15 protein-coding genes are annotated in these 26,958 nt (G+C 39.2%); 8 read left to right on the top strand and 7 right to left on the bottom strand.

From position 1 onward, the window contains the following. Positions 1 to 87 precede the first annotated feature (87 nt). A complete protein-coding gene (locus EA341_RS08805; protein WP_293013052.1) occupies positions 88 to 933 on the top strand; it encodes a DUF4349 domain-containing protein in 846 nt (281 codons plus the stop codon). Positions 934 to 1,126: 193 nt separating this feature from the next. On the opposite strand, the gene EA341_RS08800 is transcribed toward EA341_RS08805, so the two are convergent. From EA341_RS08800 to EA341_RS08785, 4 genes are all read right to left on the bottom strand, one after another. Further along, complete coding sequence (locus tag EA341_RS08800; RefSeq protein WP_293013049.1) at positions 1,127 to 2,170, bottom strand: hypothetical protein; 1,044 nt, start codon at positions 2,168 to 2,170, stop codon at positions 1,127 to 1,129. 107 nt (positions 2,171 to 2,277) lie between these two features. Then, positions 2,278 to 2,520, bottom strand: coding sequence for a nucleotidyltransferase domain-containing protein (locus EA341_RS08795; RefSeq protein ID WP_293013047.1), 243 nt, complete (start codon positions 2,518 to 2,520; stop codon positions 2,278 to 2,280). A gap of 75 nt (positions 2,521 to 2,595) precedes the next feature. Continuing rightward, positions 2,596 to 3,066, bottom strand: a complete 471-nt coding sequence (locus EA341_RS08790) for a nucleotidyltransferase substrate binding protein (protein ID WP_293013045.1) — start codon at positions 3,064 to 3,066, stop codon at positions 2,596 to 2,598. Positions 3,067 to 3,159: 93 nt separating this feature from the next. Beyond that, complete coding sequence (locus EA341_RS08785; protein ID WP_293013043.1) at positions 3,160 to 5,793, bottom strand: valine--tRNA ligase; 2,634 nt, start codon at positions 5,791 to 5,793, stop codon at positions 3,160 to 3,162. A 390-nt stretch (positions 5,794 to 6,183) separates the two neighbouring features. Here EA341_RS08785 and fahA point away from each other — a divergent pair, with 390 nt between their 5' ends. Then, entirely contained in the window at positions 6,184 to 7,455 is a 1,272-nt protein-coding gene (gene fahA, locus EA341_RS08780; protein WP_293013040.1) for a fumarylacetoacetase, read from the top strand. 81 nt (positions 7,456 to 7,536) lie between these two features. Here fahA and EA341_RS08775 read toward each other — a convergent pair whose 3' ends face one another. After that, positions 7,537 to 8,181 carry a hypothetical protein gene (locus tag EA341_RS08775; RefSeq protein WP_293013037.1) on the bottom strand — a complete coding sequence of 215 codons (645 nt, stop codon included), beginning with the start codon at positions 8,179 to 8,181 and terminating at the stop codon, positions 7,537 to 7,539. A gap of 198 nt (positions 8,182 to 8,379) precedes the next feature. On the opposite strand from EA341_RS08775, the gene pgi reads away from it, so the two are divergent. Next, positions 8,380 to 10,026, top strand: coding sequence for a glucose-6-phosphate isomerase (pgi, locus tag EA341_RS08770; protein WP_293013035.1), 1,647 nt, complete (start codon positions 8,380 to 8,382; stop codon positions 10,024 to 10,026). 84 nt (positions 10,027 to 10,110) lie between these two features. Here pgi and EA341_RS08765 read toward each other — a convergent pair whose 3' ends face one another. Further along, positions 10,111 to 11,343, bottom strand: a complete 1,233-nt coding sequence (locus EA341_RS08765; protein WP_293013055.1) for a M48 family metallopeptidase — start codon at positions 11,341 to 11,343, stop codon at positions 10,111 to 10,113. 11 nt (positions 11,344 to 11,354) lie between these two features. Further along, on the bottom strand, positions 11,355 to 12,401 hold the full coding sequence (locus tag EA341_RS08760) for a type IX secretion system membrane protein PorP/SprF (RefSeq protein WP_293013033.1): 1,047 nt from the start codon (positions 12,399 to 12,401) through the stop codon (positions 11,355 to 11,357). Between the two features lie 151 nt (positions 12,402 to 12,552). Here EA341_RS08760 and EA341_RS08755 point away from each other — a divergent pair, with 151 nt between their 5' ends. From EA341_RS08755 to EA341_RS08735, 5 genes are all read left to right on the top strand, one after another. Further along, on the top strand, positions 12,553 to 18,090 hold the full coding sequence (locus EA341_RS08755; RefSeq protein ID WP_367127109.1) for a hypothetical protein: 5,538 nt from the start codon (positions 12,553 to 12,555) through the stop codon (positions 18,088 to 18,090). Between the two features lie 10 nt (positions 18,091 to 18,100). Beyond that, complete coding sequence (gene yaaA / locus EA341_RS08750) at positions 18,101 to 18,844, top strand: peroxide stress protein YaaA (protein WP_293013028.1); 744 nt, start codon at positions 18,101 to 18,103, stop codon at positions 18,842 to 18,844. A gap of 129 nt (positions 18,845 to 18,973) precedes the next feature. After that, positions 18,974 to 22,537 carry a gliding motility-associated C-terminal domain-containing protein gene (locus tag EA341_RS08745; protein WP_293013026.1) on the top strand — a complete coding sequence of 1,188 codons (3,564 nt, stop codon included), beginning with the start codon at positions 18,974 to 18,976 and terminating at the stop codon, positions 22,535 to 22,537. Positions 22,538 to 22,654: 117 nt separating this feature from the next. After that, a complete protein-coding gene (locus EA341_RS08740; RefSeq protein ID WP_293013024.1) occupies positions 22,655 to 25,387 on the top strand; it encodes a hypothetical protein in 2,733 nt (910 codons plus the stop codon). A gap of 153 nt (positions 25,388 to 25,540) precedes the next feature. Next, the gene (locus tag EA341_RS08735) at positions 25,541 to 26,773 is read left to right on the top strand and encodes a sugar MFS transporter (protein WP_293013023.1); all 1,233 of its coding nucleotides are present in this window, start codon (positions 25,541 to 25,543) and stop codon (positions 26,771 to 26,773) included. Positions 26,774 to 26,958 lie beyond the last annotated feature (185 nt).

The following is a 26,958-nucleotide window of genomic DNA, read 5'->3' as shown; positions in this document are numbered from 1 at the left end:
TCATTTAGTAGTGAAATCATTTAATGAAGTGATTTGTACAATTAATTATTCAGTTTTAGTACATTAGTTGTCATTGTCCTAGATGTTATGAAAAAAATTAATGGATTATACTTAGTCTTTTCGGTTTTTCTTTTTGCCTTTTCATGCGGCAATGGAAGCTATGATGGTGACATTTCTTCTGATTTTGAGGAATTTTTAGATATTCCACTTTCTGAGCAACCACCACCTCCTCCTGAAGAAGGGACTTTTAAGGAGAAGCAAACTACCTCTGAACGGAAAATGATAAGAAGGGGATATTTGGAAATTTCTTCTGGCGATCTTCAATCTGATTATGCCTCAATCAAAGAGTTGGTCTCCGGATTTAATGGCTATTTGGATTCTGAAAATCTAAATAATCAAAAGGATCGTGTTAGCTATAATCTCAACATCAGGATTCCTTCTGAAGCTTACATTAATTTGATGGATACCTTATCCTCAATTGGGGTAGCTTTGATCAATAAGTCTTCCAATGTAGAAGATGTCACCAATAGGTATAGGGATTTGGAGGCTACTTTGAAAAGTAAAAAAATGCTTGAAGAACGCTATCAAGAACTGCTTTCGAAGTCTTCAGAAATCAAAGATATGATTGAAATTGAACGTAATCTTAACAATATCAGAAATGAAATTGAGATGAATGAATCTAGGTTTAGAAGTCTCAGCAATGATATCGCTTACAGTACCGTTAGCATTTATATTTATCAAGACCTGCGACAATCCGCGGTCTATTCAGATAGTTTTGGAGGCAAACTCATGAAATCCTTTTCAAAGGGATGGGATTTGTTTGTCTATTTTGTATTGTTTCTCGTACGACTTTGGCCATTTACTCTATTGGGTCTACTTACCTGGGCATTGGTAGTAAGGATAAGGAGGAAAAACAATAAAGTCCAAAACTAGAAAAAGTATTCAGGTTATTGATCCCCCTTTTTCTAGTTTTGAACGATTGAATTATTAACACAGCATATGTTCTTACGGCAATTTATTATTGCCACAAAAGCACTAAGAACTTTGAGAAAATCTTTGTGTCTTGGAGCCTTAGTGGCATTAGGGAATTTTTATCGTGCTATTTTTAAGCTTTTATTTTTATGAATCATTCTTCTACCAAAATCTCAAAATCATCAAAAAAGGCAGCGCCTTCTGTTCCCGGCATCATGACTGCAAAGGGGATCATGAAAATAGTTTTTCTGGTAAAGCTAGGTAGCGTAATCTCCAAAACATGGTCTTCCAATGTACCACCTACAGGATTATTTTCTGTTGTCAAAAAGGATGTTTCCACCGTGGTAGCACCAGTATTGCCGATTTCCGTTTCATACATCCTGAGTGCGATTGCTACCCCAGGCCCTTGGAGGTCTTCAGCGTTTACTTTGGTGCGCAGGATGACTGATGCTCCTTCAGGAATATTGGGAACTTCTAACTGTTTAAAAATATAGCCCGTATTCTCGCCATTACCTTCAGATGAAATTCCAAGATATGGAATTCCTGATTCATCATGTACACCTCTTGAAACCTGGTAGTTGTTATTGTCATTTGAAAAATTCCAGAATGGATCAGAAAGGTCATTGGTTAAAAAAACTGGATCCTGGGAAAAATCCTGACCAAAATCAATACACTGCTCATTGGCTGCCAACCTGTCAAATAATTCGTCAATGTAATACGTCCTTAATTCTTCTTCACCTTCTTTATATATTTCAAAAATATTAAACTCATCTGTCATCAGTGAAAGTGGCCTGCCATCACATTTGAGCGTATTGTCATGTGGGAGGTTGAGAATGGCATGTCCCATTTCATGGAAAAATAGGTTTTCCCTTTGAATGTCTGATAAGGAAGCCCAATTACAGTTTGATGTTCTTGATATTTCAACTGTCCGGCGACCTGTTTGTGGATGATTAATATATCCATAACCACAATATACTTGATCATTTCTCCTTACTTCATCCACATATATAGCGTCTATTCCAGATAAATTTAAGTTGAGACCACGCAATTGAGCTTCTTCTACAAACCTGTCCACAAACATTTGGAGATCTGGAAATTCTTCATGAACCGGTGTGGGATCAGGGTCATCTGTAGATTCGCAGGAGATGATTCCAATAAAAAGCGTGGTGATCAGTAGAAGTTTAAAATAATATTTCATACTATTATGGTTTTGTGAAATAATATACTAAGTTTACGGGAGGGGTATTTTTTTAGTTTCAAATTCAGAAAGTTTTTAGAATTTACCATCTCCAAAAAGCCTTGATCTTAGTATTTGTCATATTCTGCTTTTTCATAGAATATCTTTCCTACTCTTTGTATATGCTCTAAAAAATCAGAATTTTGGATTTTATGATGTATTGAAAGGTCGATTTTGTAGGGTAGCATCAAATCGTCAAGTTCAATTTCGATTTTTTGAAGCTCAGTGAGATCCAAAGATTCGCCAAGAAGTGTCAGGTCAATATCCGATCCCGGCCTATAATTACCCTTAGCCCTTGAGCCATAAAGCACTGCTTTTTTCTACTTGAGGATGTTTAGAAAACACTTCTCGAATAAGCTCAATGGTTTTGTCTGATAATCCAAACATTAGGTAAGGGCTAATTTTGACTTTTTAGATTTTCCATCTTTTCTTGAAATAGAATGAACTCGGAGATATATTGATTCATAATCTTCAAGAAATATTTCATCTGCGGTTTCCTCATTGTAGGTATGTGATGTTTTATTACGACTTTTGATCATATCCATCCAGAGTTCCCCATTTTGAATTAATCCAGATGCAAATGCTTCTCTTGTAGCGTCCTTTGAGCCGAAAATACTGTTGTTCCCGGCATTGACCAGAAAATCCTTCATTACATTCCAAGCTAACTCATGGGTGTATTCAAACCTTTGGATCAAACCTTCCTTTAAAATACCATCCATAAATTGGTCTTCGTCTATACTTCCATATTTGTCAATTGGGAAATCCTTTTTTATCCTTTTGACAGCTTCCTCAAGCTTATGTAAAGCTTTGTTGAAATTACTGAACCGCCGCTCCCATCGGATATCTTTTGATTCCATTGTTTTTTAATTAACACTACCAAGAAATCATTAAAGTTAACTATACCATTTATGTATCAGCAATATCTCAATATCCAATTAATATCTATACTGTCATGCCAGTTTCGACAAAGCCTCTTCCAAAGTTTTGATCTTTGCTTCGGCATCTGCTTGTTTTTTCTTTTCGTTTTCGACTACAGCTGCCGGGGCTCCCGATACAAATCTTTCATTGCCTAGTTTTTTCATTACCGCGTTGAGGAAACCTTTGGTGTATTCCAATTCCTTGCTCAGGTTTTCCCTTTCCTGTTCCACATCGATCTGCTCCTCAAGGGGTACAAAACACTCGTCGGATTTAACAACAAAGCTGACAGCATTCTCTACTTTCTCTCCAAATTGAAGTTCTGAAAGGTTGGCCAATTTTTTCAAAACGGATTCAAAGCTCTTATAGAGCGCTTCTTGATTGGTATTGATGGTCAGAGACAAACTCTCTTTTGGAGAAAGTCCTTTGGAACTCCTTAGGTTTCTTACCTGTGATACTACCTCAAAAACCTGTGCTGCTTCTGCTATTGGTTTGGTATCGTAAGCTTTTTTCTCCGGCCATTTTTGAATAATCAAAGCATGCCCCAAGCCTCTTTTTTCAATAGTTTGCCAAATTTCTTCCGTAAGAAATGGCATAAAAGGATGAAGAATCCTGAGGATATCCTCTAGGAATACGATGGTTTGATCATACGTTTCTCGGTCTATAGGCTGCTGATAAGCAGGTTTGATCATTTCCAAGTACCAGGAACAAAAGTCATCCCATACCAATTTGTAGGTGGTCATCAGTGCATCTGAAATCCTGAATTTATCGAAGTGGTCCTCGATTTCTGCCAAAGCTTCATGAAAGCGGTTATCAAACCAGTGAATGGAAGCTTTATTTTCATTTACATTCAGGTTTTCATCTACTTCCCAACCTTCAATCAACCTGAAGGCATTCCAGATTTTGTTGGCAAAATTTCTTCCTTGCTCTACGAGCTTTTCATCGAAAGGAAGGTCATTTCCTGCCGGAGAGGAGAATAGCATACCTGTACGTACGCCATCAGCACCAAAGTTTTTGATCAATTCCAAGGGATCAGGAGAGTTGCCCAAGGATTTGGACATTTTTCTACCCTGCTTATCCCTTACTATTCCAGTCAAATACACATTCTTAAAAGGCTTTTCACCCATGTATTCATAACCAGCGATAATCATTCTTGCCACCCAAAAAAAGAGGATTTCAGGGGCAGTCACCAGATCATTGGTGGGGTAATAGTAGCGTAAATCTTCACTTGGTGCATTGTTTTCAAAGACTTTGGTGTCAAAAACAGAAATCGGCCAAAGCCATGATGAAAACCAGGTGTCCAATACATCTTCATCTTGCTTGATATCCTCTATGGTGAACTGTTCATCATATTTTTCATTGGCGATTTTAAGCGCATCTGATTGGCTTTTAGCAACCACATATTCACCGTTCGGAAGATAGTACGCAGGAATTCTGTGTCCCCACCATAGCTGTCTGGAGATACACCAATCCCTGACATTTTCCATCCAAGCACGGTACATGTTTTTGAACTTCGGAGGATAAAGCTGAATAACGTCTTCCATGACTGCTTTCAAAGCCGGCTTGGTGATATCTTCCATTTTCAGGAACCACTGCAAAGACAACTTAGGCTCGACCACGGCATCAGTTCTTTCGGAGTGGCCCACATTGGATTTGTAATCTTCGATTTTTTCCAGTTGACCTACTTCATCCAGTAATTTAGCTATTTTCTTTCTGGCGATAAAGCGGTCTTCACCTATTAAGATTTGTGCTTTTTCATTGAGGCTACCATCATCATTCAAAATGTCAATTACCTCGAGTTTGTGCTTTACACCCAGTTCATAATCATTGATATCATGGGCAGGAGTAACTTTCAGGCATCCAGTACCGAATTCCATATCCACATATTCATCCTCAATGATGGGGATAGGTCTGTTGATCAATGGAATGATTGCTTTTTTGCCTTTTAGATGTGTAAATCTATCGTCATTTGGATTGATACAGATCGCTACATCAGCCATGATCGTTTCAGGACGGGTGGTAGCAATGGTCAGGGTTTCATTTTCAGAATCTTCTATTTTATATTGGATGTAATACAACTTTGACTGGATTTCTTTCATGATCACTTCATCATCCGAAAGAGCTGTTTTGCCCTGTGGATCCCAATTGACCATACGAATACCTCTATAAATCTTTCCTTTTTTGTGAAGGTCGATAAATACAGAAACTACTGCTTGACTTAGGTCTTCATCCATGGTGAACTTGGTTCGGTCCCAATCACAGGATGCACCTAGTTTTTTCAACTGTTCCAGGATGATTCCTCCATATTTTTTCTTCCAATCCCAGGCATGTTCCAGAAACTCCTCTCTGCTGAGCGATTTCTTATCAATGCCCTTTTCTTTAAGCATCGCTACAACTTTCGCTTCTGTAGCTATGGAAGCGTGGTCTGTTCCGGGAACCCAGCAGGCATTTTTCCCCTCCATTCGCGCTTTGCGTATCAATACATCCTGAATCGTATTATTAAGCATATGTCCCATATGCAATACACCAGTAACATTTGGAGGTGGGATTACTATGGTGTAAGGCTCCTTTTCAGGATCTACTTTGGAGGAAAAAAATCTGTTTTCCATCCAGTATTTATACCACTTTAATTCAACTGCTTCCGGATTGTATTTTGTAGCTAATGACATATTGTAAAAAAGGCTGTTTTAAACTTCGATTGGCAAAATTAAGATAAAAAAAGTAGCACACTACCCTAATTCTCGCAAATTCGGTTCAGAGATACACTCCTTATAATTTTAGATTATAATTTTATGTCTGATAATGATGGGTAATCTTCCGAGGGAACAAATTGTACTGATATAAAAGAAATGACAATCAGGATCCTATCCTTTTGAAGCCACCGTTTAAGGGAATGTGTTGATTTTGAAATAAATATCAAATTTATATTTGAGTTGAATGAGTAGGGACACTGGGATAGTTTAACTAGCGGTTGAATTTTAGATATACATATCCTTGTATTTCTATTTCATCTTCTGCCTTAATGTTCTAACTTTGGCCGACCAATTAAATTTTTACATATGACAAAGCCTGAAGTATCCGCACTCAATTCATGGGTGCAGGTTCCTAAAGATTCTGATTTCACGATTTACAATCTTCCCTTTGGAGTTTTCAAAAACAAAAGACTTTCACCAAGAGCAGGAATTGCAATAGGTGATAAAATAGTAGACTTGGCTGTATTGCATGATGAGGGCTTTTTTGCAGATCTAAGTCAACTGCCTCATGATATTTTCCTTCGGGAATCTTTAAATGACTTTATTTCGCTTGGAAAATCAGTAACTAGAAGGGTAAGGGAAATAGTGCAGGAATTGTTGAAAGAGGATAACGAAGCGCTAAGAGAACATCAAATTCGTGGTAAAGCAATGGTAAACCGAAAGGAAGCCCAAATGCTAATGCCTGTAAAAGTAGGTGATTATACTGATTTTTACAGTAGTATGGAACATGCCACAAATGTGGGGACTATGTTTAGAGATCCTGATAACGCCCTTTTACCAAACTGGAAACATATTCCTGTTGGTTATCATGGAAGAGCTTCATCTATCATTCCTTCAGGTGTTCCAATACATAGACCTAAAGGACAATTTAAAGACGCAGACCAAGATCTTCCCCAGTTTGGTCCGAGCAGAAGACTTGACTTTGAGCTAGAATTGGCGTTTATCACAGGTAGACAAAATAAAATGGGAGATAGTATTTCTACTGATGAGGCAGAAGATTTTATTTTTGGTTTTGTTTTATTTAATGATTGGTCAGCAAGGGATATACAGGCATGGGAATATGTGCCATTAGGTCCCTTTTTGGGGAAAAATTTCGCCAGCAGTATCTCGCCTTGGATTGTTACATTGGAGGCACTTGAGGTATTCAGGCTTGCCGGGCCAAAACAGGAACCTGAGGTCCTACCATACTTGAAGTGTGAAAAAGACCATGCATTTGACATCAACCTAGAGGTTTTGATTCAGCCAGAGGGAAAGAAAGAGACAAAAGTCTGTTCTTCAAATTTCAAGTATATGTATTGGAATGTAGCCCAGCAGCTTGCCCATCACACCGTGAATGGGTGTAACATCAATGTAGGAGATATGTACGCTTCGGGTACGATTTCCGGACCAACAAAAGATAGTTTTGGCTCCATGTTAGAATTGGCTTGGAAAGGAACAAACCCTGTCAAGCTTGAAGATGGTTCTGAGAGAAAGTTTATAGATGATGGGGATACTGTAGTGATGAAAGGATACTGTAAAAAAGACGATATCAGGGTTGGATTTGGAGAAGTAATAACACAGGTTTTACCTGCAAAATAATTAAAAAGCCTCCCAAATTGACATGCCCCCAAAAAGTTATGCACTTATTGGGGGCTATTCCATTTTTGGAAGGCTTTTTAATTAGAGTATAATTTTTTCATCTCTCATTTCAGCCTTTAGGGCATCCACATATTCTTTTGCAAATGTCTGAATATCTGATGGATTGACCGTTCTGGACTGGGCACTCCAAATCAATTTCATGGATTCTGCATCATAGAGGTTGGTTTCCATAAAGTACTTTCGCTCTGTTGTGTAGTAACCCTGATTCCATCCAGCAGCATTCCAATGGTCCCAATACCCAAAAAAGTTTCCGTAATATCCAAACCTTCCCATAGGGGCAAACATTGGTCCAGCCCTTCCTCCTTGCACAAATCTTTCTTCTTCTTCAATATTGATCAAGGTAATCGTCATAATGGCTTCTGCATTTACTTCGTTTAAAATTTCCTCCAGTTGTTCTTTATTTGGCTCATTACCTGAAAAAAAATCAGGAGAAAACACGTCTACACTCCTTATCGCAGTAACATCTCTGTTTTGTAATCGGGTCATAAATTCACCCTCCAACGATTGCCTCAAAGAGAGATCCTCTGAAAATGCTGCAAGTAATATGCTACTGTATGGTTGACGGCTTTCATCTTCGTTTTTCCAGCTTGCAGTGATTTGCGTAGATGAACCACAGCCCATCAGTAACAATAAAAAAAAGCTCAGCAACAGCGCGATTGGTTTCATATTTTGTCTTTTTAGATGTAACAATAACAGGATATTCACTTATCATGTACATAAAAAACAACAACTGTTCCATTTTGTTAAAGTAGGCTTTTGGGATGACCTGAAATCACAAAGATTATTAAAAGGTTTCAACTCTTATTTTATGACCTCAATTAAAAGCGTATTTTTGCACCGCATTCCTATAAAACCTAACTTACTATGAAAAATATAAATCCTGTTGATACTGTTTCCTGGTCTGCATTGCAGGCTTTAGCCGATAAATACAGTTCTACACCCATCAAAGACTTTTTTGATCAAGAAAATAGATTCGAAGAATTCTCTACGGTCCTAGAGGATATTTTGGTGGATTTTTCCAAAAACAGATTGAACACACAGGTTTTCGAAGCATTACTAGAGTTGGCAGAGGAAGTCGGTTTGAAAGAAGCGATTCAGTCGATGTTTGAAGGGGAAAAGATCAATGGTACCGAGGGTAGGGCTGTATTGCATACTGCACTGAGGAACAGGTCAAATTCACCTGTGCTGGTGGATGGAGAAAATGTGATGCCTGATATAAATGCCGTTTTGACTCAAATGAAAGACTTTGCCGATCAGGTTACCAATGGAAAATGGTTGGGTTATACAGGGAAACCTATCACCGCTCTTGTTAATATTGGCATTGGAGGTTCAGATTTGGGTCCTGTGATGGTCGCTGAGGCATTGAAACCTTATCAAAATCCAAATCTGGAGATATATTTTGTATCCAATGTAGATGGTACTCATATTGCCGAGACACTCAAAAAAGTAAATCCTGAAACCACTCTGTTTTTTATAGCTTCCAAGACTTTTACCACTCAGGAAACCATGACCAATGCCCACACAGCAAGAAGATGGTTTATGGAATATGCCAAAGAAGAAAAAGCAGTAGGAAGGCATTTCGTAGCTCTTTCTACCAATAAAAAGGGTGTAACTGATTTTGGTATTGATCCAAAGAACATGTTTGTTTTTTGGGATTGGGTAGGGGGAAGGTATTCCTTATGGTCTGCTATTGGTCTGCCTATTGCCTGTGCGATTGGATTTGATAATTTCGAGAAATTACTGGAAGGTGCCCATTCAATGGATAAGCATTTTAAAGAAGAAAAATTCACAAATAATATCCCAGTAATTCTTGCTTTGATAGGTATATGGAACACCAATTTTCTGGGGGCAGCTTCTGAAGCTATTCTTCCATATGACCAATACCTACATAGGTTTGCTGCATATTTTCAACAAGGAAATATGGAATCTAATGGGAAGTATATTGATAAGACAGGTAAAAAGGTGTCTTACACCACTGGGCCCATCATTTGGGGGGAGCCGGGTACCAATGGTCAACATGCGTTTTATCAATTGATCCATCAAGGAACACATTTGATTCCATGTGATTTTATTGCACCAGCCATTTCACATAATCCTGTAGGCGATCACCATGTCAAGCTGCTCTCTAACTTTTTTGCTCAGACAGAAGCCCTTATGAACGGGAAAAGTTTGGAAGAAGTGAAAGCTGAAATGACCAAAGCTGGGAAATCTGCAGAAGAAATTGCGAAGATTGCACCGCATAGGGTGTTTGAAGGAAATAGACCTACCAATTCAATTTTGGTTAAAAAAATTACACCCTATACTTTAGGACAATTGATTGCGATGTATGAGCATAAAATTTTTACCCAGGGGGTGATTTGGAATATTTATAGTTTTGATCAATGGGGAGTGGAATTGGGAAAAGTGCTTGCCAATGCCATTTTGCCTGAACTGCAGGATGATCAATTGGTAGACAGTCACGACGCCTCTACTAATGGGTTGATTAATGCTTATAAAGAGATGAGAAGCTAAACCTAATGTTTCCCGAGCATAATCTTTGACCTGTTAGCTTTTTGAAAAGTTAACAGGTCTTTTTTTTATAACTTATTAAGGGTTTTATTTTTCCAATTTTTCCAGCCTTTCTAAAAGTGGCGGATGAGAATAATTTACAAATACGTACCAAGGGTGTGGATTGATATTACTCAGGCTATTGACCGAAAGGGTCTTGAGTGCTTCAGCTAGAGGTAAGCCTGCAAATGTTTCTTTGGCATAAGCATCAGCCTCAAATTCATTTTTTCTGCTAATTAGGTTCATGCCAATTCCTAAGATTAATGAAATAGGAGATAAAAGCATGGTGAATCCAATGATATTTAAATGTACAGCCAATTGATCTCCGCCTAGCGCAATACTCATGTTTTCGCTGAAAATAAACTGGGCGAGAATAAAAAGCATCAAGCCTATATGCAGAATGGAAATCAGAATGCTTGAAATAATATGTTTCTTTTTGTAATGCCCAACTTCGTGGGCCAAAACTGCAACCAATTCATCGGGTGTGTGCTGATCAATTAGGGTGTCATACAAAACAACTTTTTTTCTTTTCCCGAAACCAGAAAAAAATGCATTTGCTTTGGATGATCTTTTGCTGCCATCAATGACAAAAATACTGTCAAGTGGGAAATTGACAGACTTTGCATATTGAACGATCTTGGATTTTAACTCTCCTTCTTCAAGTGGAGTGAGTTTATTGAAAATTGGTAAAATCCAAGCGGTATAAAATAAGTTTACAAATAGCATGAATACTGCTGAAATGATCCAGAATTGCCACCAAAAATCTTTTCCTATCTGATGAATGAGCCATAATAACACAGCCAAAAGCCCTCCTCCAATAATGATGCTGAGAATATATCCCTTTAATTTGTCGGAAAAGAATGTTTTAGGGGTGGTTTTATTAAATCCAAATTTCTCTTCAATTACAAAAGTGTGGTAGTAGTCAAAGGGCAGCGATAATAAATCTGACCCAATAAAAATAATTGCAAAATATACCAATGATAGTAAGATTGGATTAGTGACGATGGGGCGGAGTGCTTGATCCATCCATCCAAAAAAACCAAAATTAATAAAGGCAAAAGTGATTATGAAGGTTATAGTACCTGTAAATAATCCAAATTTATAATTGGAGGTATGGTAATCCTTTGATTCGTTGAGTTTGGATTGGCTGATGTATTGTTTCAATGTTTGCGGAACATTTGGAACAGGCCTTCTGATGTTAAGGTGGTTGAGAAATTTTTCAAATAAAAATCCAAAAGTTAAAACGCCTAATAATAGGTATTTGATCCACTCTGCCTCCATAACAATTTTTCCTAGAACTTTGGACAAGGGAGGATAGTATCTCTACTTCTCAACTTGCCTTTATTTTTATCCGCCAAAAGGAAGGATACACTGATTTCATGAGCCCCACCTGACTGCATACCCAATTGGGATACAGTATAGTCAAAACTATAGCCAACATTCATTCCTGTGGGTAGATTGACGCCTACCATCACTACGATAGCATCCCTATTGAGTTGGTTTTCTATAGGTCGATAAGGCAATCCCCTATACCAAAGTCCAACTACAAGCGGTTCTGAATAAAGATAAGCTCCAATATCAAGTTGTTCGAAAGGACCTTGTCTTTTATAATTCAGAGTGGGTACTATGTAACGTTGTCTGGCCATATGGGTAAAGTCTCTTCTATAACCACCACTTGCCAAAGCAATTCTATAACCTGTATGGATGGAATATTTTGCAGGCAATCTACTGACACCATCCAAAAATGATTGGTTTGGCGTATTTACATGGTCAGCTGCAATTCCAAACCAGAAGTTTTCTGTAAAGAACAATCCTCCAAAGGAAAGTGATAATAAATTGACAGGTTCTCCAAGTCCTGGTAAGTCTGTACTTGGCAAGGTAGGACCAAAAGGGTCTGTTGCAACAATTTGATTGGCAAAAATTAGATTTTCAAAAAAACCTATATCTCTTCTGATATAACTGGCACGAAATCCCGGACGGAAGAAGGCTTTTTCTGAAAGACGAAGCTCATAGGAATAAAACCCAGCTATGGTTGTAGATCTTAATTTGGCAGCACCTTCCACATCGTTCATAACCATTAAGCCAACACCACTGTTGTACTCGTCTAGATACGTGTCAATATAGGCCGAGAAGGTAGTGAATTGTGCATCTAGGCCAGGCCATTGATTTCTATAATTAAAACCAACCCTAGGCACCAATTCTGATCCTGTGAACGCAGGGTTGAGATAAAGGGGGGCCGCATAGTACTGACTGTATTGCGGGTCTTGAGCCTGCAAACTTCCTATTGAAAAAATAAGTATCAATAGAAAAAAAAGACGATATATATATGACCTTTGCAAGTAAATCTTCGTTAATTGGTTGATTCAATTCATCAGCTAAACGCTGTAAACCTGTCGATGTTTTGTAAGCAGCGTGTAAATTATGAAAACCCTTAGTAATTCCATAAAGTTAAATTTAATTTTTGCCATAATCTTCGCGCTTACTTGTTGTTTGAGTATCCAAAAAAGTTTTTCACAGGGCTTTAACAACAACGAATGGGTGTTTGGGTACTGTGGCTCAGGCCAGCAGAATAGCTATATTTCTTTTGGTAAAGGCAGTGAGCCTACGGTGAGAAATCTCCCGGGCACTATAGTGATAGGGTCTGATACTGGAAATGTAGATAATAATTCAGTAGTAGTGGATCCTATAACTGGCAGAACTTTATTTTATACCAATGGAGTCCTTGTTTATAATAATGATAATCTACAGATCCAGGGTGCCCCAAATGGAGTAAATGGTCAAACTGACGTAAGGCAAGGGAGTGCAATTGGAACTTTGAGTTACGATCCGGAAGGGGATAAGATTTTTTATTTGTTTTATATCACCCCAGGGGGTCAGTTACAATACTCTGTGGTAGATATGAATGCAGCCGGTGGAGCTACAGGTAACCAACCACCATTAGGAGCGGTCACAACTTTAAATCAAACAATCAGTAATGCTTCTGGTGCCATTACAGTCGTTAAAAATATCAATTCCCCTTCTTACCTATTGAGCTTTGAGGGAGGAGAATTGATATCGAGAAGGATTGAAGATGCGGAAGGAGACTTTACACAAACAAGCAGTACAGGTTTGGGTTTTACCCCAAAAGCAATCATTTACAATGAGTCTTTGGGGAAACTGATTTTAATCCCAGAAGATCCTTCTGAAGACATAATAGTTCTTGATTTTGATGCTAATTCCGGCACTTTTGGAGCTTCTGAATCAGTCCCTACTGGCGGCCCAGACTCAGTAGAAGGGGCAACATTTTCTCCCGGCGGTGAATACCTGTATTTTTCAAAAGGAAATGAATTACTGAGAGTTCCTGTCAATGACCTTGCTGCAACACCTGAGGTAATTCCATTAGATAATGATGTTTTTAACATTTATGATATTAGGGTAGGACCCGATGGCAGGCTTTATTACATATATGAGGAGGTAGAAGGTGGTCCCCAACTTGTAGGCAGGGTTGATAATCCAGATGAAGAAGATTTATTGGACCTGGACATTAATGAAGACCCTTTCAACGGCACAGATTTTTGCGGAAGGGTATTCCCTCAGTTTGCCCCTAATCAGGATGTACAAGCCGATGTGGATTTTACCTGGGAACCGGAAGTGCCCTGTGAAAATAATCCTATTCAACTCACAAGTGAAATCAATCCTGAAAACTTCAGACCCGTAAGTTTTGAATGGACTTTTAACCCACCACTTACAGATGAGGATGGGGAGCCTATTGATATTGATTTCAATCAAGAACATTTGCTGATTCCAGAAGAAGCAGTCCAAGGTCAGTCAATTGACGTTACCCTGACCGTGACTTTTGAAGATGGTTCCTCAAGAACAATCCCAAAGACCATTCCACTTACTCCCAATGACTTGGAAGCAGATTTTTCGGCTCAAGATACCACTGTTTGTGAAGGAGCCTGCGTCGATATAGGTTCACTACTAGAAGTGCAGGAAGGTGGTGGTCAGGGCGGCGAAAATCCTAATATAGGCGGCCCCGGAGGTGGGAATCCTAATGTAGGTGGTCCAATCGGAGGAGGCAATTATGAATATTTCTGGTCTAATAGACGAGATGAAGGTTGGGTTTCCGACACAGATAACTGTGTGGATTTACCTGGATTATATTGGGTCTTGGTGAGGGAACCAGGGGCTCAATGTTATGCTTATGCAGAAATTAGAGTGAAAATTTGGGACCTTCCCGATCAAAATAACAATATCTGGTATTTTGGAGATGGTGCAGGGTTGGATTTCAATATAGATCCAAATGATCCAGATGGACCTATCCCTAGGCCTGTTACCCACCCGAACAATATACCTGCTGGGACCACTACTATTTCGGATGAAACCGGGCAGGTGTTATTCTATACAGATGGTGAGACAGTTTGGGATCTGAATGGTGTCCCTATGGAAAACGGAGAAAATATAGGTGGTAGCAATCAGGCTTCTGAAAGTGTGATTGCAGTCCCTATACCTCAGCAAGAGACTGTTTACTATGTATTTACAACCCAAAGGTCTGCTGATGGAACCAATAGGGTAAAATATTCAGTAGTCGATATCAAAGCCGGTGCGACAGAGCCAAATGCTAATGTTGACGGAATAGGGAATGTAGTTTCCAAAGGAAATTTTCTTTTCAGCCCAAGTACTGAACAATCTGCTGCGCTTGCATCTGGTGATACCACCTGGGTACTTTTTCATGAGTTGGGCAACAATACTTTTAGGGCTTATCCGGTAACCCAATTCGGGATAGGTAGCCCTGTATTTTCTTCTGTAGGTTCCAATCACGGGTTCAATACGGGTGTGGGTACAATGAAATTCAGCCCGGATGGCAACCAGGTGGCAGTAACCATTCAGGATGGTGCTTGTAGCAGGCTGGAAATTTTTGATTTTGATCAAAGTTCCGGGAGGATGACCGAATATGCCCTTTTGGATTTGGGATGTAATAATGATGAAATATATGGTGTAGAGTTTTCTAATGACGGGAGTAGGGTTTTTGTGTCTTACCTTGGAAGCGGGGGGAAAATTGAAGAGTTCCTGATAGGTGTACCAGAAAGACAACGTGATCCTGATGATCCTGATGCCCCGGAGCCTGATCTTTCATGTGCTGATTGTTTTAACAATGCCTCTAATCGGGCAGACAGGGAGAATTGTATACTTAATTCATCTATAAGAAATACTTTAAGCACATCTGGTCCATTTGGAGCTGTTCAGATTGGCCCGGATGGGCAAGTTTATGTAGCGAGACCAGGCCAGAGTTCTGTGGGGCAGATTATACCTGGGGGGAATTGCAATGCCAGCAATTACCAGGAAGATGGAGTCAATTTAATTGGCGGCACAAGTTCAAACTTAGGATTACCTGCATTTGTGCAGCAGTCAGGAAGCAGTATTCCCGAGCCGGCTCTGTCAGGTCCTGAAAGAATTTGTCTTGATCCGGACGAAGGAGGGATTGGCCTTTTCGAAGGTGGAGGAGAGCCTGATATTGATGCCTATTTTTGGACCATACAACATGAAGATGGTGAATTCGAGCTCCAGGGATTTGGTGGGGCTGGTGAAGATTTTCAGGAATTGGAGCATCCCTTTTCAAGAGACGGGCTATTTACCGTCACCTTGAGGGTTGATAGGTGTGAAGAAGTTGGTTACTTTGAAGAAAGTATAGAAGTGCTTGTTGTAGCGCCACCGGAATTGACATTACCTGATGACATTGTACTATGTGCGGGTTCACCGGTAGAGCTTACTGCCATTGAGGGATATGACCCTGCTGATGAATTGTATGATTTTGAATGGAGGAATGCTGCAGGACAACTTTTCGGAGATAGTGATTCCAATACTATCGAGGTTACTGAAGAAAGTATTTATACGGTTACGGTTTCTTACAGAATTCCTGATGGGGCAGATGGAGAACTTTTTAATACCTGTCCGTCCAGTAAGGAAGTATTTGTTGGACCTGCCTTTGATTTTGACTTAAATCAAAGTGCTGAGGAAGTTTGCTACGATGATCAGCTGGTTGTCTTTGCACCCAATACACCGCTGGAAGGGGAGTGGTTTTATGAAATTCTAGGATCTGGAAACAGGGTATCACTTGGGAGATTTTTTGAATTAGAGCTCGAACCATCCTCCCTGCCTGCACCAGGACAATATGAGATAATCTTTATCGGAGAAGATCCAATTATTGAAAACTGTTTATTTGAGAAAAAGGCTGAGCTTATAGTATATGGACTACCTGCTGTTGATATTACCATACTTACTGATGCGGATGATTGTGATACTCCAAATGGTAGTTTTGAACTAGAAGCCCTAACAGCTATTGATCGTCTTGAGATATTAGAAACTAATCAGGTATTCAATAACCTTTCTGCAGGTCAGGTCTTACCGGTATTCGCAGATTTGGAGCCTGGACTGTATACCATTCAAATGGAAGGAGAGTTTGGTTGTGAATTTGTGCAGACAGCTGTCATTCAAAATCTTAATCCACCTGCTGAAATTGATGGGTTTACGGTAAGCACGGAAGATGAGGAATGTACTGCCGAGGGGGTTTCAGAAGGCCGCATCATTATTGATTTTCCAAACGGCCCGGCAAGTGGAAGTTATTTGCTCGTCAGACAGGATACAGGGGAAGAGTTTATAGGAAGCTTCACCAATGAAATTCAATTGACAATTGATGTTCCTGGAGGGGTATATGCAGTAGAGATATCGGATGAAAATGGTTGTGATATTCCTTCTGCAGATTTGCATACTGTTGAAGAAAAAGAGCAAGCTGAATTTTCAATCCCTTCCAATGTAGAGGCCTGCGAAGTGTTCACATTTGCTCCTAGTTCACCTGATCCAGATTTGGGCTATAGGCTTGAAGATGAACTTGGCAATTTAGTGAATTCTGTAGATGGGACTAATTATGAGATAACCCAATCAGGATTATACATCATGACTGCTATTCCCTCCGGTTCTGACATATGTCCAAGGGTAAGAGAGATCTTTGTAAACATTAGCGGTCCCATAGATTTTGATTTGGTTGGTCCTGAAATAGACTGTGAAACAGGGGTATCATACACTGTGGATTTGAAAGGGTTAGCTCCTGCGGATGTACGGATTTTTTGGAGAAATTCAAATGGAGAAATCATCAGCAGAAACCCTATACTTTTTCCGACGATAGCTGGAGAATATACTTTGGAAGTTCAACCTGCCGCAGGTGGACTCTGCCCTCCAACTAGTATTAGTTTTGAAGTGGAAGAATTTGAAGATGATTTGGAAATTGAGTTAGAAGCATTGCCATTCTGTGGAGAAGATGTCTTTACCATAATTTCCATCATTGGGGATTTGAATAATGTAGCAGAAATCAATTGGTATTCGGTTACGGGTAATACAAGGACATTACTGCCTCTTTTTGCCGATCAGTCAGATGTTACCATTATTGAAGCTGGAGTATATCAGGTGGAGTTAATCAATAACTTTGGATGTACAGTAGCCTTAGAGCAAATACAGATTATTAAATCTGATGCCCTACCTCCTGTTTTAGAAGAGAGCTATATCATTTGTGCTCTTGAAGATGTGGTATTTGTATTGGATCCAGGAGAGTATCAGTTTTATTCTTGGAGATTGGATGGGGAAGAAGTTGCAGACACTCCAACTTTCACTCCAACTGAAGCTGGGATGTATGAATTATTGGTGTTTGATGATGCTGGTTGTGAGTTTTCTATAACTTTCGAAGTAGAAGAAGACTGCGCACTTAAGGTTGTATTTCCAAATGCTATGAGACCTAGTGATCCTGACAGGCAATTTGTATTGTTTGCGAATGATTTTATTGATGAAGTGGAAGTTTTAATCTACAACCGTTGGGGGGAATTGATTTATTATTGCCAAAACAACAACATCCCCGAAGAAGAACCAATCTGTACTTGGGATGGTTTGGTAAATGGGCAAGTTGTACCCATAGGAACCTATCCTGTTTTAGTACGATATAGAAGTATAAATCAAAATTTAACCCAAACAATTACACGGGCAATAACAGTTATTGAGTAAAAGCATAAATATGATAACATTAATATCACCTTCAAAAACACTGGATCTTAATACCACAGACATTAGCTTGAATACGCAACCGGAATTTCAAAAAGATACATTGGAGCTCGTTTCCATTATGAAAAAGAAGAGCAAAGATGAATTGATGAAAATGATGGGGATTTCTGAAAAGCTTGCAGAATTGAATGAAGGTAGGTATAAGAACTTTAAAAAAACTTTTGAGCCGGAACATGCCAAGCAGGCTTTACTGTCATTTAAAGGAGATGTTTATACCAAAATAGACGTAGAGAATTATTCAGGTGAAGAATTTGATTTCGCTCAGAAACACTTAAGGATACTTTCAGGTCTCTACGGGCTTTTGAGACCCTTGGATATGATTCAGCCTTACAGACTAGAAATGGGAATCAAAGTAGAAAATAAAAGGGGTAAGAATCTATATGAGTTTTGGGGACAAAGAATAGCAAAGGCATTGAATGAAGCGACGAAAGGAGCTCCTATAGTCAATCTGGCTTCCCAAGAATATTTTAAGGCAGTAGATGAAAAAGCGATTGAGTCTGAAATTATTTCTCCTGTATTCAAAGAATTTAGAAATGGGAAATACCAAATAATAGGGATATTTGCCAAGCAGGCAAGAGGGATGATGACCGATTATATCATAAAAAATAGGATTACCGAACCTGAGAAATTAAAACTATTTAATGATGATGGATACGAGTGGGCTGGGGATGAAAAAGAGTGGTTGTTTGTAAGGTGATTTTTATCATGAGTAAAAATTGAAGCCTCATTAACTTATGTTGATGAGGCTGTTTTTTTCGATTGGATATTGTTGTAGATTTGTTTTCATGCTTTTCAAAAAATTGTCCACGAACTGCACATTCATTGAATGAAACAATCAAAACAAATATTTTCAGCCAAGACTAACTGGCTGACTCTTGTGTTGATTGTGGGCACTTTTGGTTTTATTTTGAGTGAATCCACTCAAACCGACAGTTCCCAGCTTTTATTATCTGCAGCCAATGATTTTGAGATTTTGGGCCCTGAACGAGTTTGCCTAATTACTGGAAATAGGATAGAAGAATTTTTTGGAGGTGGTGATCCAGAAACTGATGTTTACAGGTGGACTATCACAGAACCTGTAGGACCTCCTAGGGTTTTTCAGGGTGGTGAATCTTTACAGACTTTAGCTTTTACTTTTTCCCAATCAGGAACACATACCATTAATCTTGTTATTACTAGGGGAGGAATACCTATCTCTAATCTGACAAAAATTGTTGAGGTCTTGCCTGGAGCAGAAATTGTGCTTTTGGATGATTATGTCCTTTGTCCTGGTGATGAACTTACTTTAAGAGCATTAGACCCATCTACGGTAGGTTTGTCAGATTATTCTTTCGAATGGATAGATGAAAATGACGATGTTGTATCCATTGAAAATGAACTTGTGGTAGATGATGAGGGCGTATTTCAGGTTAGGTATTTTTTGGAAAATTCGCTCGGAGAAGCAGAATGTGAGAATACTTTGTCAACTCAAGTCCGGATTGCAGTTGATTTTGACCTTGACGTAAACGGTGTGAATTTTTGCCCAGGAAACGTAGTTGTGGCATTCTCTGACCCTCAGCTTCCAGGGAGATGGTATTATGAGAAGGTTGGAGAGCCTAGAGTATTTATCAATCAATCCAGTTTTCTCCAGTTGTCTACAGGAGATTTGCCTGGTTTTGGGGATTATGTTTTGATTTTTGAATTGATTAATGAAAATAATCCATCTTGTATAGTTACCAAGACCCATGATTTTACATTTGGTCAGAACCCGCAGTTCAGAATTGAAGAGGAATTTAGTGCTTCGGAATGTCTTGCCGAAGATGGTGCATTGAGAATTTTTGCTGATGGGGATATTGATTTGATATATTATGTTATTGATGAAGAGACCAATAGCCCTGGATTTTCTTTATCAGCCGGAGAGGAACTTGTCATTCCAGGCCTCAGATCTGGCGTTTATACTTTTGAAGCCTTTGCAAATGGCTGTAAATTCACTTTAGGCACAGTTGTCACACTTCAGGATGTACCAGATCAGTTAAGGTTTACCGTAGACCCTGATAGTATAGTGCCAGAAACTTGCTCTGAGGAAGGGAAAAACAATGGTAGTTTTACGGTGTTTTTTGAAAATGGACCAATTGATCTCATATATGAATTGTATACAGAAAGGGGAGACCTTGTGGGTACAGGTGTTTTGGAGAGTGAAGAATTGGAGGACATAGAGTTTGTAATCGAAGTTCCTGGGGGGATCTTCTATTTTGAGGTATTTATTCCTGAACCTCCATCAGATAATGGGGATGGAGATGATGAAGATGAAGATGAAGATGAGGATGAAGAAGATAATCGATGTATGGTACCTTTCGTTGAAAGAATCGAGGTACCAGGTCTTCCGCAGGTTGAATTCAGTGTGCCTACTGCCTTTAAATTTTGTGAAGTTTATGAGCTTACTCCAGAAACATCCCAACCTCTTGAATTTCTATTAAGAAATATTACTACAGGTGAAGAAAGAGTTGGCCAGACTTTTACAATTACCGAAGCAGGTGATTATGAATTGATCGGAAGACATTTGGATTTTCCTGAAGAAATTTGCCCTACAAAAGTTGATTTGCAAATTGAAGATGTTGACCCTGTAGAATTTGAAATAGAATTTGTGTCTCAAGACTGTATAGGGAATCAGGTATGGGAAGCAAATATCCTCAATTATGACCCAAGTGAAGTAAGGATCAGATGGTATGATGAAGCTGGGGAAGTGGTCAGTACCGGTGTCAATATGTCTCCTGTGACTTATGGGGAGTACGAACTTGAAATGCAACCTCGTAATATTTTGGGGACCTGCCCCACACCACCCACTAAATTTATTGTTCCTGAACCAGTACTCAGTGTGCCTGTAGATCTGGAGGCAAGTTTACTTTGTCCTTTTGGACCAGATGCTACAATCACTTTAGATACAGATTTTGATAACGTTGGGAGGATCAGATGGCGGTACTTTGATGAAGATGGTGATATTACTGTTTTAACTGAAAATGAAAATGATTCAAGCATTGTTGCATCCATTTCAGGTACATATGAAGTCACTGTCTATAATAGCATTAATATAACCTGCGAAATCGGCCGAACAAGTATAGATATCGATTTCAGTAACAATCTCACCCAATTTGATGTCCCTCAAGAAGAATTAGTGATCTGTGAAAGATATGAATGGATTCCTGAAAGTAACTTTCCTTTGGTCTATACTTTAACATATCCAAATGGAGAGCAAGTAACTAGAAATTCGGATGAAAGGTTTGTATTAAACCAAAGAGGGGAATATGAAATCAGAGGAGCTGATCCAAATAATCCAATCTGTCCAAACGTCAAATCATTTGAAGTTAGAGTTGTTGATGCGATTGTTTTTTCAGCTGAACTGGTCAATCAATCCTGTGAAGGAGAATTTACCTATGAAGCCAACTTTGGGACTTCTGCTACTGAAGATGTTTTGATCACTTGGAGGAATTCTGGTGGTCAGGAATTGGGTAATTCCCCTATATTTACGACCAGCACCCCTGGCACCTATACTCTTGAAGTCCAGCCTGCCGGAAGCCTCCCCTGTGATGTGGATTTGTATGAGTTCGAAATAGAAGCACCTGTTCTTTCAGTAAATGCAAACCTTCAAGCTGGTGTAATTTGCCCAGATGATTTATCAACAGTGATTGAATTGGTGGTTGATATGCCTGAAGAGGTGGACCGTATAGAGTGGCGTTTTACAGACATCAATAACAACACCTCTGTTTTGGGGCAATTTGAAGGGCTTTTTGAAGTGATAGCTGAGGAAGAAGGGACCTACGAGGCCACTGTGTTTAATGAATTGGGCTGTTCTATTGGAAATGACCTGGTCCTGATCATGCGCAGTATGGATGATGTCAGGCCAGTCGTAAAAGAACTCTATGAAATCTGTGCAGAATATGAAATTGGAGAGACTATAAATCCGGGTAATTTTAGCACTTATGAATGGTACTTAGATGAAATGTTGGTTTCTACAAGTCCAACCTATAAGCCTCAGATGGTAGGAGAGTACACACTTGTGGTTAATAGCCAAGAGAATTGTGAATTTGTGACCACATTCCTTGTGGAGGAGGAATGTGAACTGAGAGTTTCTTTACCCAATGCCATGATACCTGGAAGCGAAGAAAGAAATTTTCTGATTTATACAAATTTCCTGATAGACGAGCTTGATATTTGGATTTTTAATAAATGGGGGCAGGAAGTGTTTTCTTGCTCTGAAAGAAACCTTTCCGAAAATACTTCCTCTTGTATATGGGATGGGTATTACAGAGGGGAAAAGCTCCCTATAGGTGCATATGCAGTGCGTATCCATTATAAAAACACCCAAGAGGGAATAGAAGAAACGATGATGACCACCTTGACCGTGATCAATTGATTCAAAACTGGTATTGTTTTTGGGCTGTTTTTTTGACTTTCTTAACCCGCAATTTTAATTGATTTTCAAAGTTATAAAAAAGTATAAGAACAAGGCTTTTGTTCTGTTTCATCCAATATGTTTAGATTTTCTTTTTATACTGTTTTATTTCTTTGCCTGCTTTTAACTTTCATAGCTACTGTAAATGCTTTAGGTTTCACTTTTGGAGGGGATTTTACCTTTAAAACTAGCAATCTTGAAAAAGGATATTTTGTCAATGATCCAAATCTCGAGGGGCCCGAAAGGCTTTGTATAGTTTTTGGTTCTGTTTTGGGTGAGTTTTCTGCTGGAGGTAATCCGGCAACAGATAGGTATGAGTGGACCGCGACCAACCCGGCAGGGGTCATTATTTTCGAATTCAGCGGTAGGGGTGTGAATTATGAAACGGTCCCTATTCGGTTTTCTGAACTCGGACCTCATACTGTTCAGGTCAGCGTACTCAGAGCGGGTTCAGAAATTTATTCAGAAAGCCGAACAGTTGAAGTCACCCAAGGACCTGAATTAATCATAAGGCCTGATTACCTACTATGCGGTGATGAGTCTACAACGGTTACTGCAATTCCCAACGACACCCCTCAGATAGATCAATTTACTTTTGAATGGAAAAATGCAGCAGGTCAGGTTGTAGGGAATAGTAATGAGTTGATAGTGAACCAAGAAGGTCCCTATTTTATTTCTTTGTTTTTCACCAATGCTGATGGCGGACAGGATTGCTTGATTACAGGGAGCACATATGTAGGCCCACCTGATGATTTTACTTTAAGTATCCAGCAATCAGAGGCATGCGAAGGAGATTTTGTACAGGTGACGGCCGATACTCCTTTCAGGGGAGAATGGTCAGTATTGAAGCAAGGAGAGACACAGAGAACAGACTTAGGCAATTCTTTTTCCCTGACAATCGATACAGAAAATGATTTGGATGGACCAGGTGAATATTTTGTTTTTTTCAGTGTAACCAATCCTCAAAACCCTTCTTGTATTTCTGAGAGATCAATTCCTTTCTCTATAAGTGAGGGACCCAGGTATACTCTTCAAAACCAACAACCTGCTACAAATTGCACGATAGGAGATGGCTCATTTGAAATTTTAGCTGAAAGTGCCATTGATGAAATCAGGATAATCGAGCTAAATGAAGCAAGGTTTAATTTTGCCGATGGAGACATTATAGCTTTTGATAATGTTCCTTCTGGGATTTATAGGATCGAAACTGTAACCAATGGTTGTTTCAGAACAGGTGTAGTGATCATCCCTTCATTGGCTCCTTTGGCAGAGGATTTATTTGAAGTGGCTCAAGTTGCTGAATCTTGTGAAAATGGAGGGGTAGAAGAGGGGAAGTTAGTCGTGACGTTTGTCGATGAAATTATTGTAGGAGAATATAGGGTTCTTTCAGGGAATGGAGGAGTAATAGAAGAAGGGCCTATTCCCAATCAGAATTCTTTTGAAATTGATTTATCAGGGGACTTTTATGTGCTTGAAATTATCGATCAGAATGGATGTACAACTCCGTGGGAAGCGGTTTTGGATGTGCCCAAGAAAGACTTGGTTTCATTCTCAGTCCCCAGCAACATCAATATATGTCAGGCCTTTGAGCTTTTACCTTCCACCAATGAAGATTTAGAGTTTGAACTTCTTTTGGATGGTGATTTGGTGGAAATGAAAAATGCTGGAGAAGCATTTCAACTCACTGAATCGGGTAGTTACACAATCATCGGAAGAGAGAGGGCGGCTACACCTGATAAATGTCCTCGAAGAATTAACTTTACAGCAAATGTATCCGATGAATTAGAATTTGACGTATTGCTCGCAGATCAGGATTGTTTTGGAAATAGAGTTTATGAGGCTGATTTATTTGGTAAAGATTCAGATTCAGTAATTATCAGATGGCTGAATGAGGATGGAGAAATAGTAGGCCGTGGTACCAGTTGGATACCTGTAGCTTTTGGCAATTTTACGCTGGAGGTACAGCCAAGAGGAAGTGGATTTTGTGAAGTGGTGCCAGTTGAATTTGTGGTGGAAGAACCTGTTTTTTCTGTTGAAGTTGAATTGGTAGTTGACCCTTTTTGTCCTGATTCACCTTTTACTGTCATCACTTTGGAAGCAGAAAGAAACCTGATTGCTGATATCAAATGGATTTTTATAGATCCAGATGGGAACGTGACTGACCTGACCGAGTTTGATGGCCAGGATGTCATCACAGCTGAAGAGGAGGGAACGTATGAAGTTCTAGTCTTTAACGATTTTGGTTGTGAGTTGGGAAATGACCTGGTTCTAGTTTTGAGAAGTGCGGATGAAACCCGTCCTGATGTTAATGAATTTTACTCTGTCTGTGAAGATATCAACCTGGGTGAAACAATCCGCCCGGGATCATTTGAAGCTTACGAATGGTATTTTGAGGGGGGGGTGATTTCTACAGATTCAATTTTCAAACCTCAGGTTCCAGGAAGATATACTTTAATAGTTACCAATACTGAAGGCTGTACTGTAGAGGAAAGCTTCGAAGCTTTTGAAGACTGCGAATTTCAGTTTGTTTTTCCTACAGGAATGATTTTGAGCGACCCATCAAAACTTTTTAAAGTCATAGTGAACGATGCTGTAGAAAGTGCCCAGGTCTGGATTCATAATCGACAAGGACAATTGATTTTTTTCTGTGAAGACTTTGATGTTCAGACTAGGACTCCATTTTGCCAATGGGATGGTACGCTTGGAGGGGATTTTGTTCCTGTAGGAACCTATACAGTTACTTTAAAATATAATAGTGAAAGATTCGGTGTGGAAGAAAAAGTAAGTAAGAATCTCGTGGTTTTGAAATGATATTCACATCGATTTTTTTGCGCTGATATAATTCAGCTATTAATTTTTATACAAAGAAAAAGGCTGTCTGTATTATTTTTCATATTTTCCGACTGATTTTAAATAATCAGTACAAACTTATTATTCTTAAACAACCTTTTAAACCCAATCAACATGAACGAAAACATCAACAAAACAGCTTTGTTCAATGCAAGCTGTTTTGCCCTGATCACAACAGCTTTCACCTTTGCAATCAGGGCAGGTATCCTCCCTGAGTTAGGAGTTAAATTTGATCTTAATGCTGAGCAGCTCGGATTTATCAACTCCATGTGGTTTTTAGGATTCCCAATTTCTATGATTCTAGGAGGTCTGTTTTATCACAAAATAGGGCCGAAACTGATTATGCAGATTGCATTCCTTTCCCATACTTTGGGAATTATCATGACAATTTATGCAGGAGGATACAACAGCCTTTTGATTTCCACTCTTTTCATTGGGTTTGGAAATGGTTGTACAGAAGCAGCTTGTAATCCAATGATTGCAGATATGTATTCTGGACTTACCATGAATAAAATGCTGAATAGGTTCCATATGTGGTTCCCGGGAGGTATTGTACTCGGTAGTTTGATTTCCAAGTTTATGACTGACTTTGGCTTAGGATGGCAGTTACAAATGTGGGTATTGATGATACCTACTGTGATTTATGCAGTATTGTTCTTTGGAAAAGCATTTCCAAAACCGACAGTGGAGGGAGTTACTTCAATTTCAAGTAATATCAAAGCCTTAGCTTCTCCAGTATTTATATTTTTGTTTTTCTGTATGGCGCTTACTGCGATCTCGGAATTTGGTCCCCAGCAGTGGGCTAATATCGTGTTGAGTAGTACAGGTGCAAGCGGAATGCTTATACTTGCGCTTACTACGGGTGTAATGGCTGTAGGAAGGTTCTTTGCAGGGCCGGTGGTGAAAACCTTGGGGCAGACGGGAGTTTTACTTGGGGGATCTATTTTTGCAACCATAGGTATTTATATGTTCAGTGTGGTAACAGGTCCTTCGGCTTACCTAGCAGCAATTGTATTCGCAATTGGAGTTTGTTACTTCTGGCCTGTGATGGTGGGAGCAGTAGCACAAAGAGTACCTTTAAGTGGTGCTTTGGGAATGTCTATCATTGGAGGAGTGGGTATGTTCTCAACGGCTATCTTCCAACCAATTATCGGACGATGGATAGATGTATCTAGGGCAAACAAACTGGCAGAAGGTTTCACTGGTGATGCTTTAGAGTTGGCTGCAGGACAAGCTACATTGCTTAGGATGGTGTCCTTTCCTGGGATTTTGATTGTTCTATTTATTATTTTCTTCATCTGGCAAAAAAATACTAAATCGACTGAAGCAGTTCCTACTGCTCATTGACAGAAGAATATCAAATCAATAATAAAGGCAGCTTCGGCTGCCTTTATTGTACTTGTCTATCAAAGAATTCCGGTACCATCCTCCAAGCTTACTTGATAAAATTCCGGTTTTTTGCCAAATGACTTATAAAAGTCTGAGTTTATTTTTTCCTGGAATTCATCAATGTAAACTTTATGGACAATATT

This window comes from Mongoliibacter sp., from assembly GCF_007692705.1.
Lineage (GTDB): Bacteria > Bacteroidota > Bacteroidia > Cytophagales > Cyclobacteriaceae > Mongoliibacter.
The sequence above is the reverse complement of the archived record's forward strand: the minus strand, read 5'-3'. Positions and strand labels throughout refer to the sequence as shown.

Bases quoted from the DNA above. Each gene is read 5' to 3' on its own strand.
- EA341_RS08805 (WP_293013052.1), top strand. From the start codon at position 88: ATGAAAAAAATTAATGGATTATACTTAGTCTTTTCGGTTTTTCTTTTT.
- EA341_RS08785 (WP_293013043.1), bottom strand. From the start codon at position 5,793: ATGTCATTAGCTACAAAATACAATCCGGAAGCAGTTGAATTAAAGTGG.
- EA341_RS08735 (WP_293013023.1), top strand. From the start codon at position 25,541: ATGAACGAAAACATCAACAAAACAGCTTTGTTCAATGCAAGCTGTTTT.
- yaaA (WP_293013028.1), top strand. From the start codon at position 18,101: ATGATAACATTAATATCACCTTCAAAAACACTGGATCTTAATACCACA.
- EA341_RS08765 (WP_293013055.1), bottom strand. From the start codon at position 11,343: ATGGAGGCAGAGTGGATCAAATACCTATTATTAGGCGTTTTAACTTTT.
- EA341_RS08775 (WP_293013037.1), bottom strand. From the start codon at position 8,181: ATGAAACCAATCGCGCTGTTGCTGAGCTTTTTTTTATTGTTACTGATG.
- fahA (WP_293013040.1), top strand. From the start codon at position 6,184: ATGACAAAGCCTGAAGTATCCGCACTCAATTCATGGGTGCAGGTTCCT.
- EA341_RS08740 (WP_293013024.1), top strand. From the start codon at position 22,655: ATGTTTAGATTTTCTTTTTATACTGTTTTATTTCTTTGCCTGCTTTTA.
- EA341_RS08800 (WP_293013049.1), bottom strand. From the start codon at position 2,170: ATGAAATATTATTTTAAACTTCTACTGATCACCACGCTTTTTATTGGA.
- EA341_RS08790 (WP_293013045.1), bottom strand. From the start codon at position 3,066: ATGGAATCAAAAGATATCCGATGGGAGCGGCGGTTCAGTAATTTCAAC.
- pgi (WP_293013035.1), top strand. From the start codon at position 8,380: ATGAAAAATATAAATCCTGTTGATACTGTTTCCTGGTCTGCATTGCAG.
- EA341_RS08745 (WP_293013026.1), top strand. From the start codon at position 18,974: ATGAAACAATCAAAACAAATATTTTCAGCCAAGACTAACTGGCTGACT.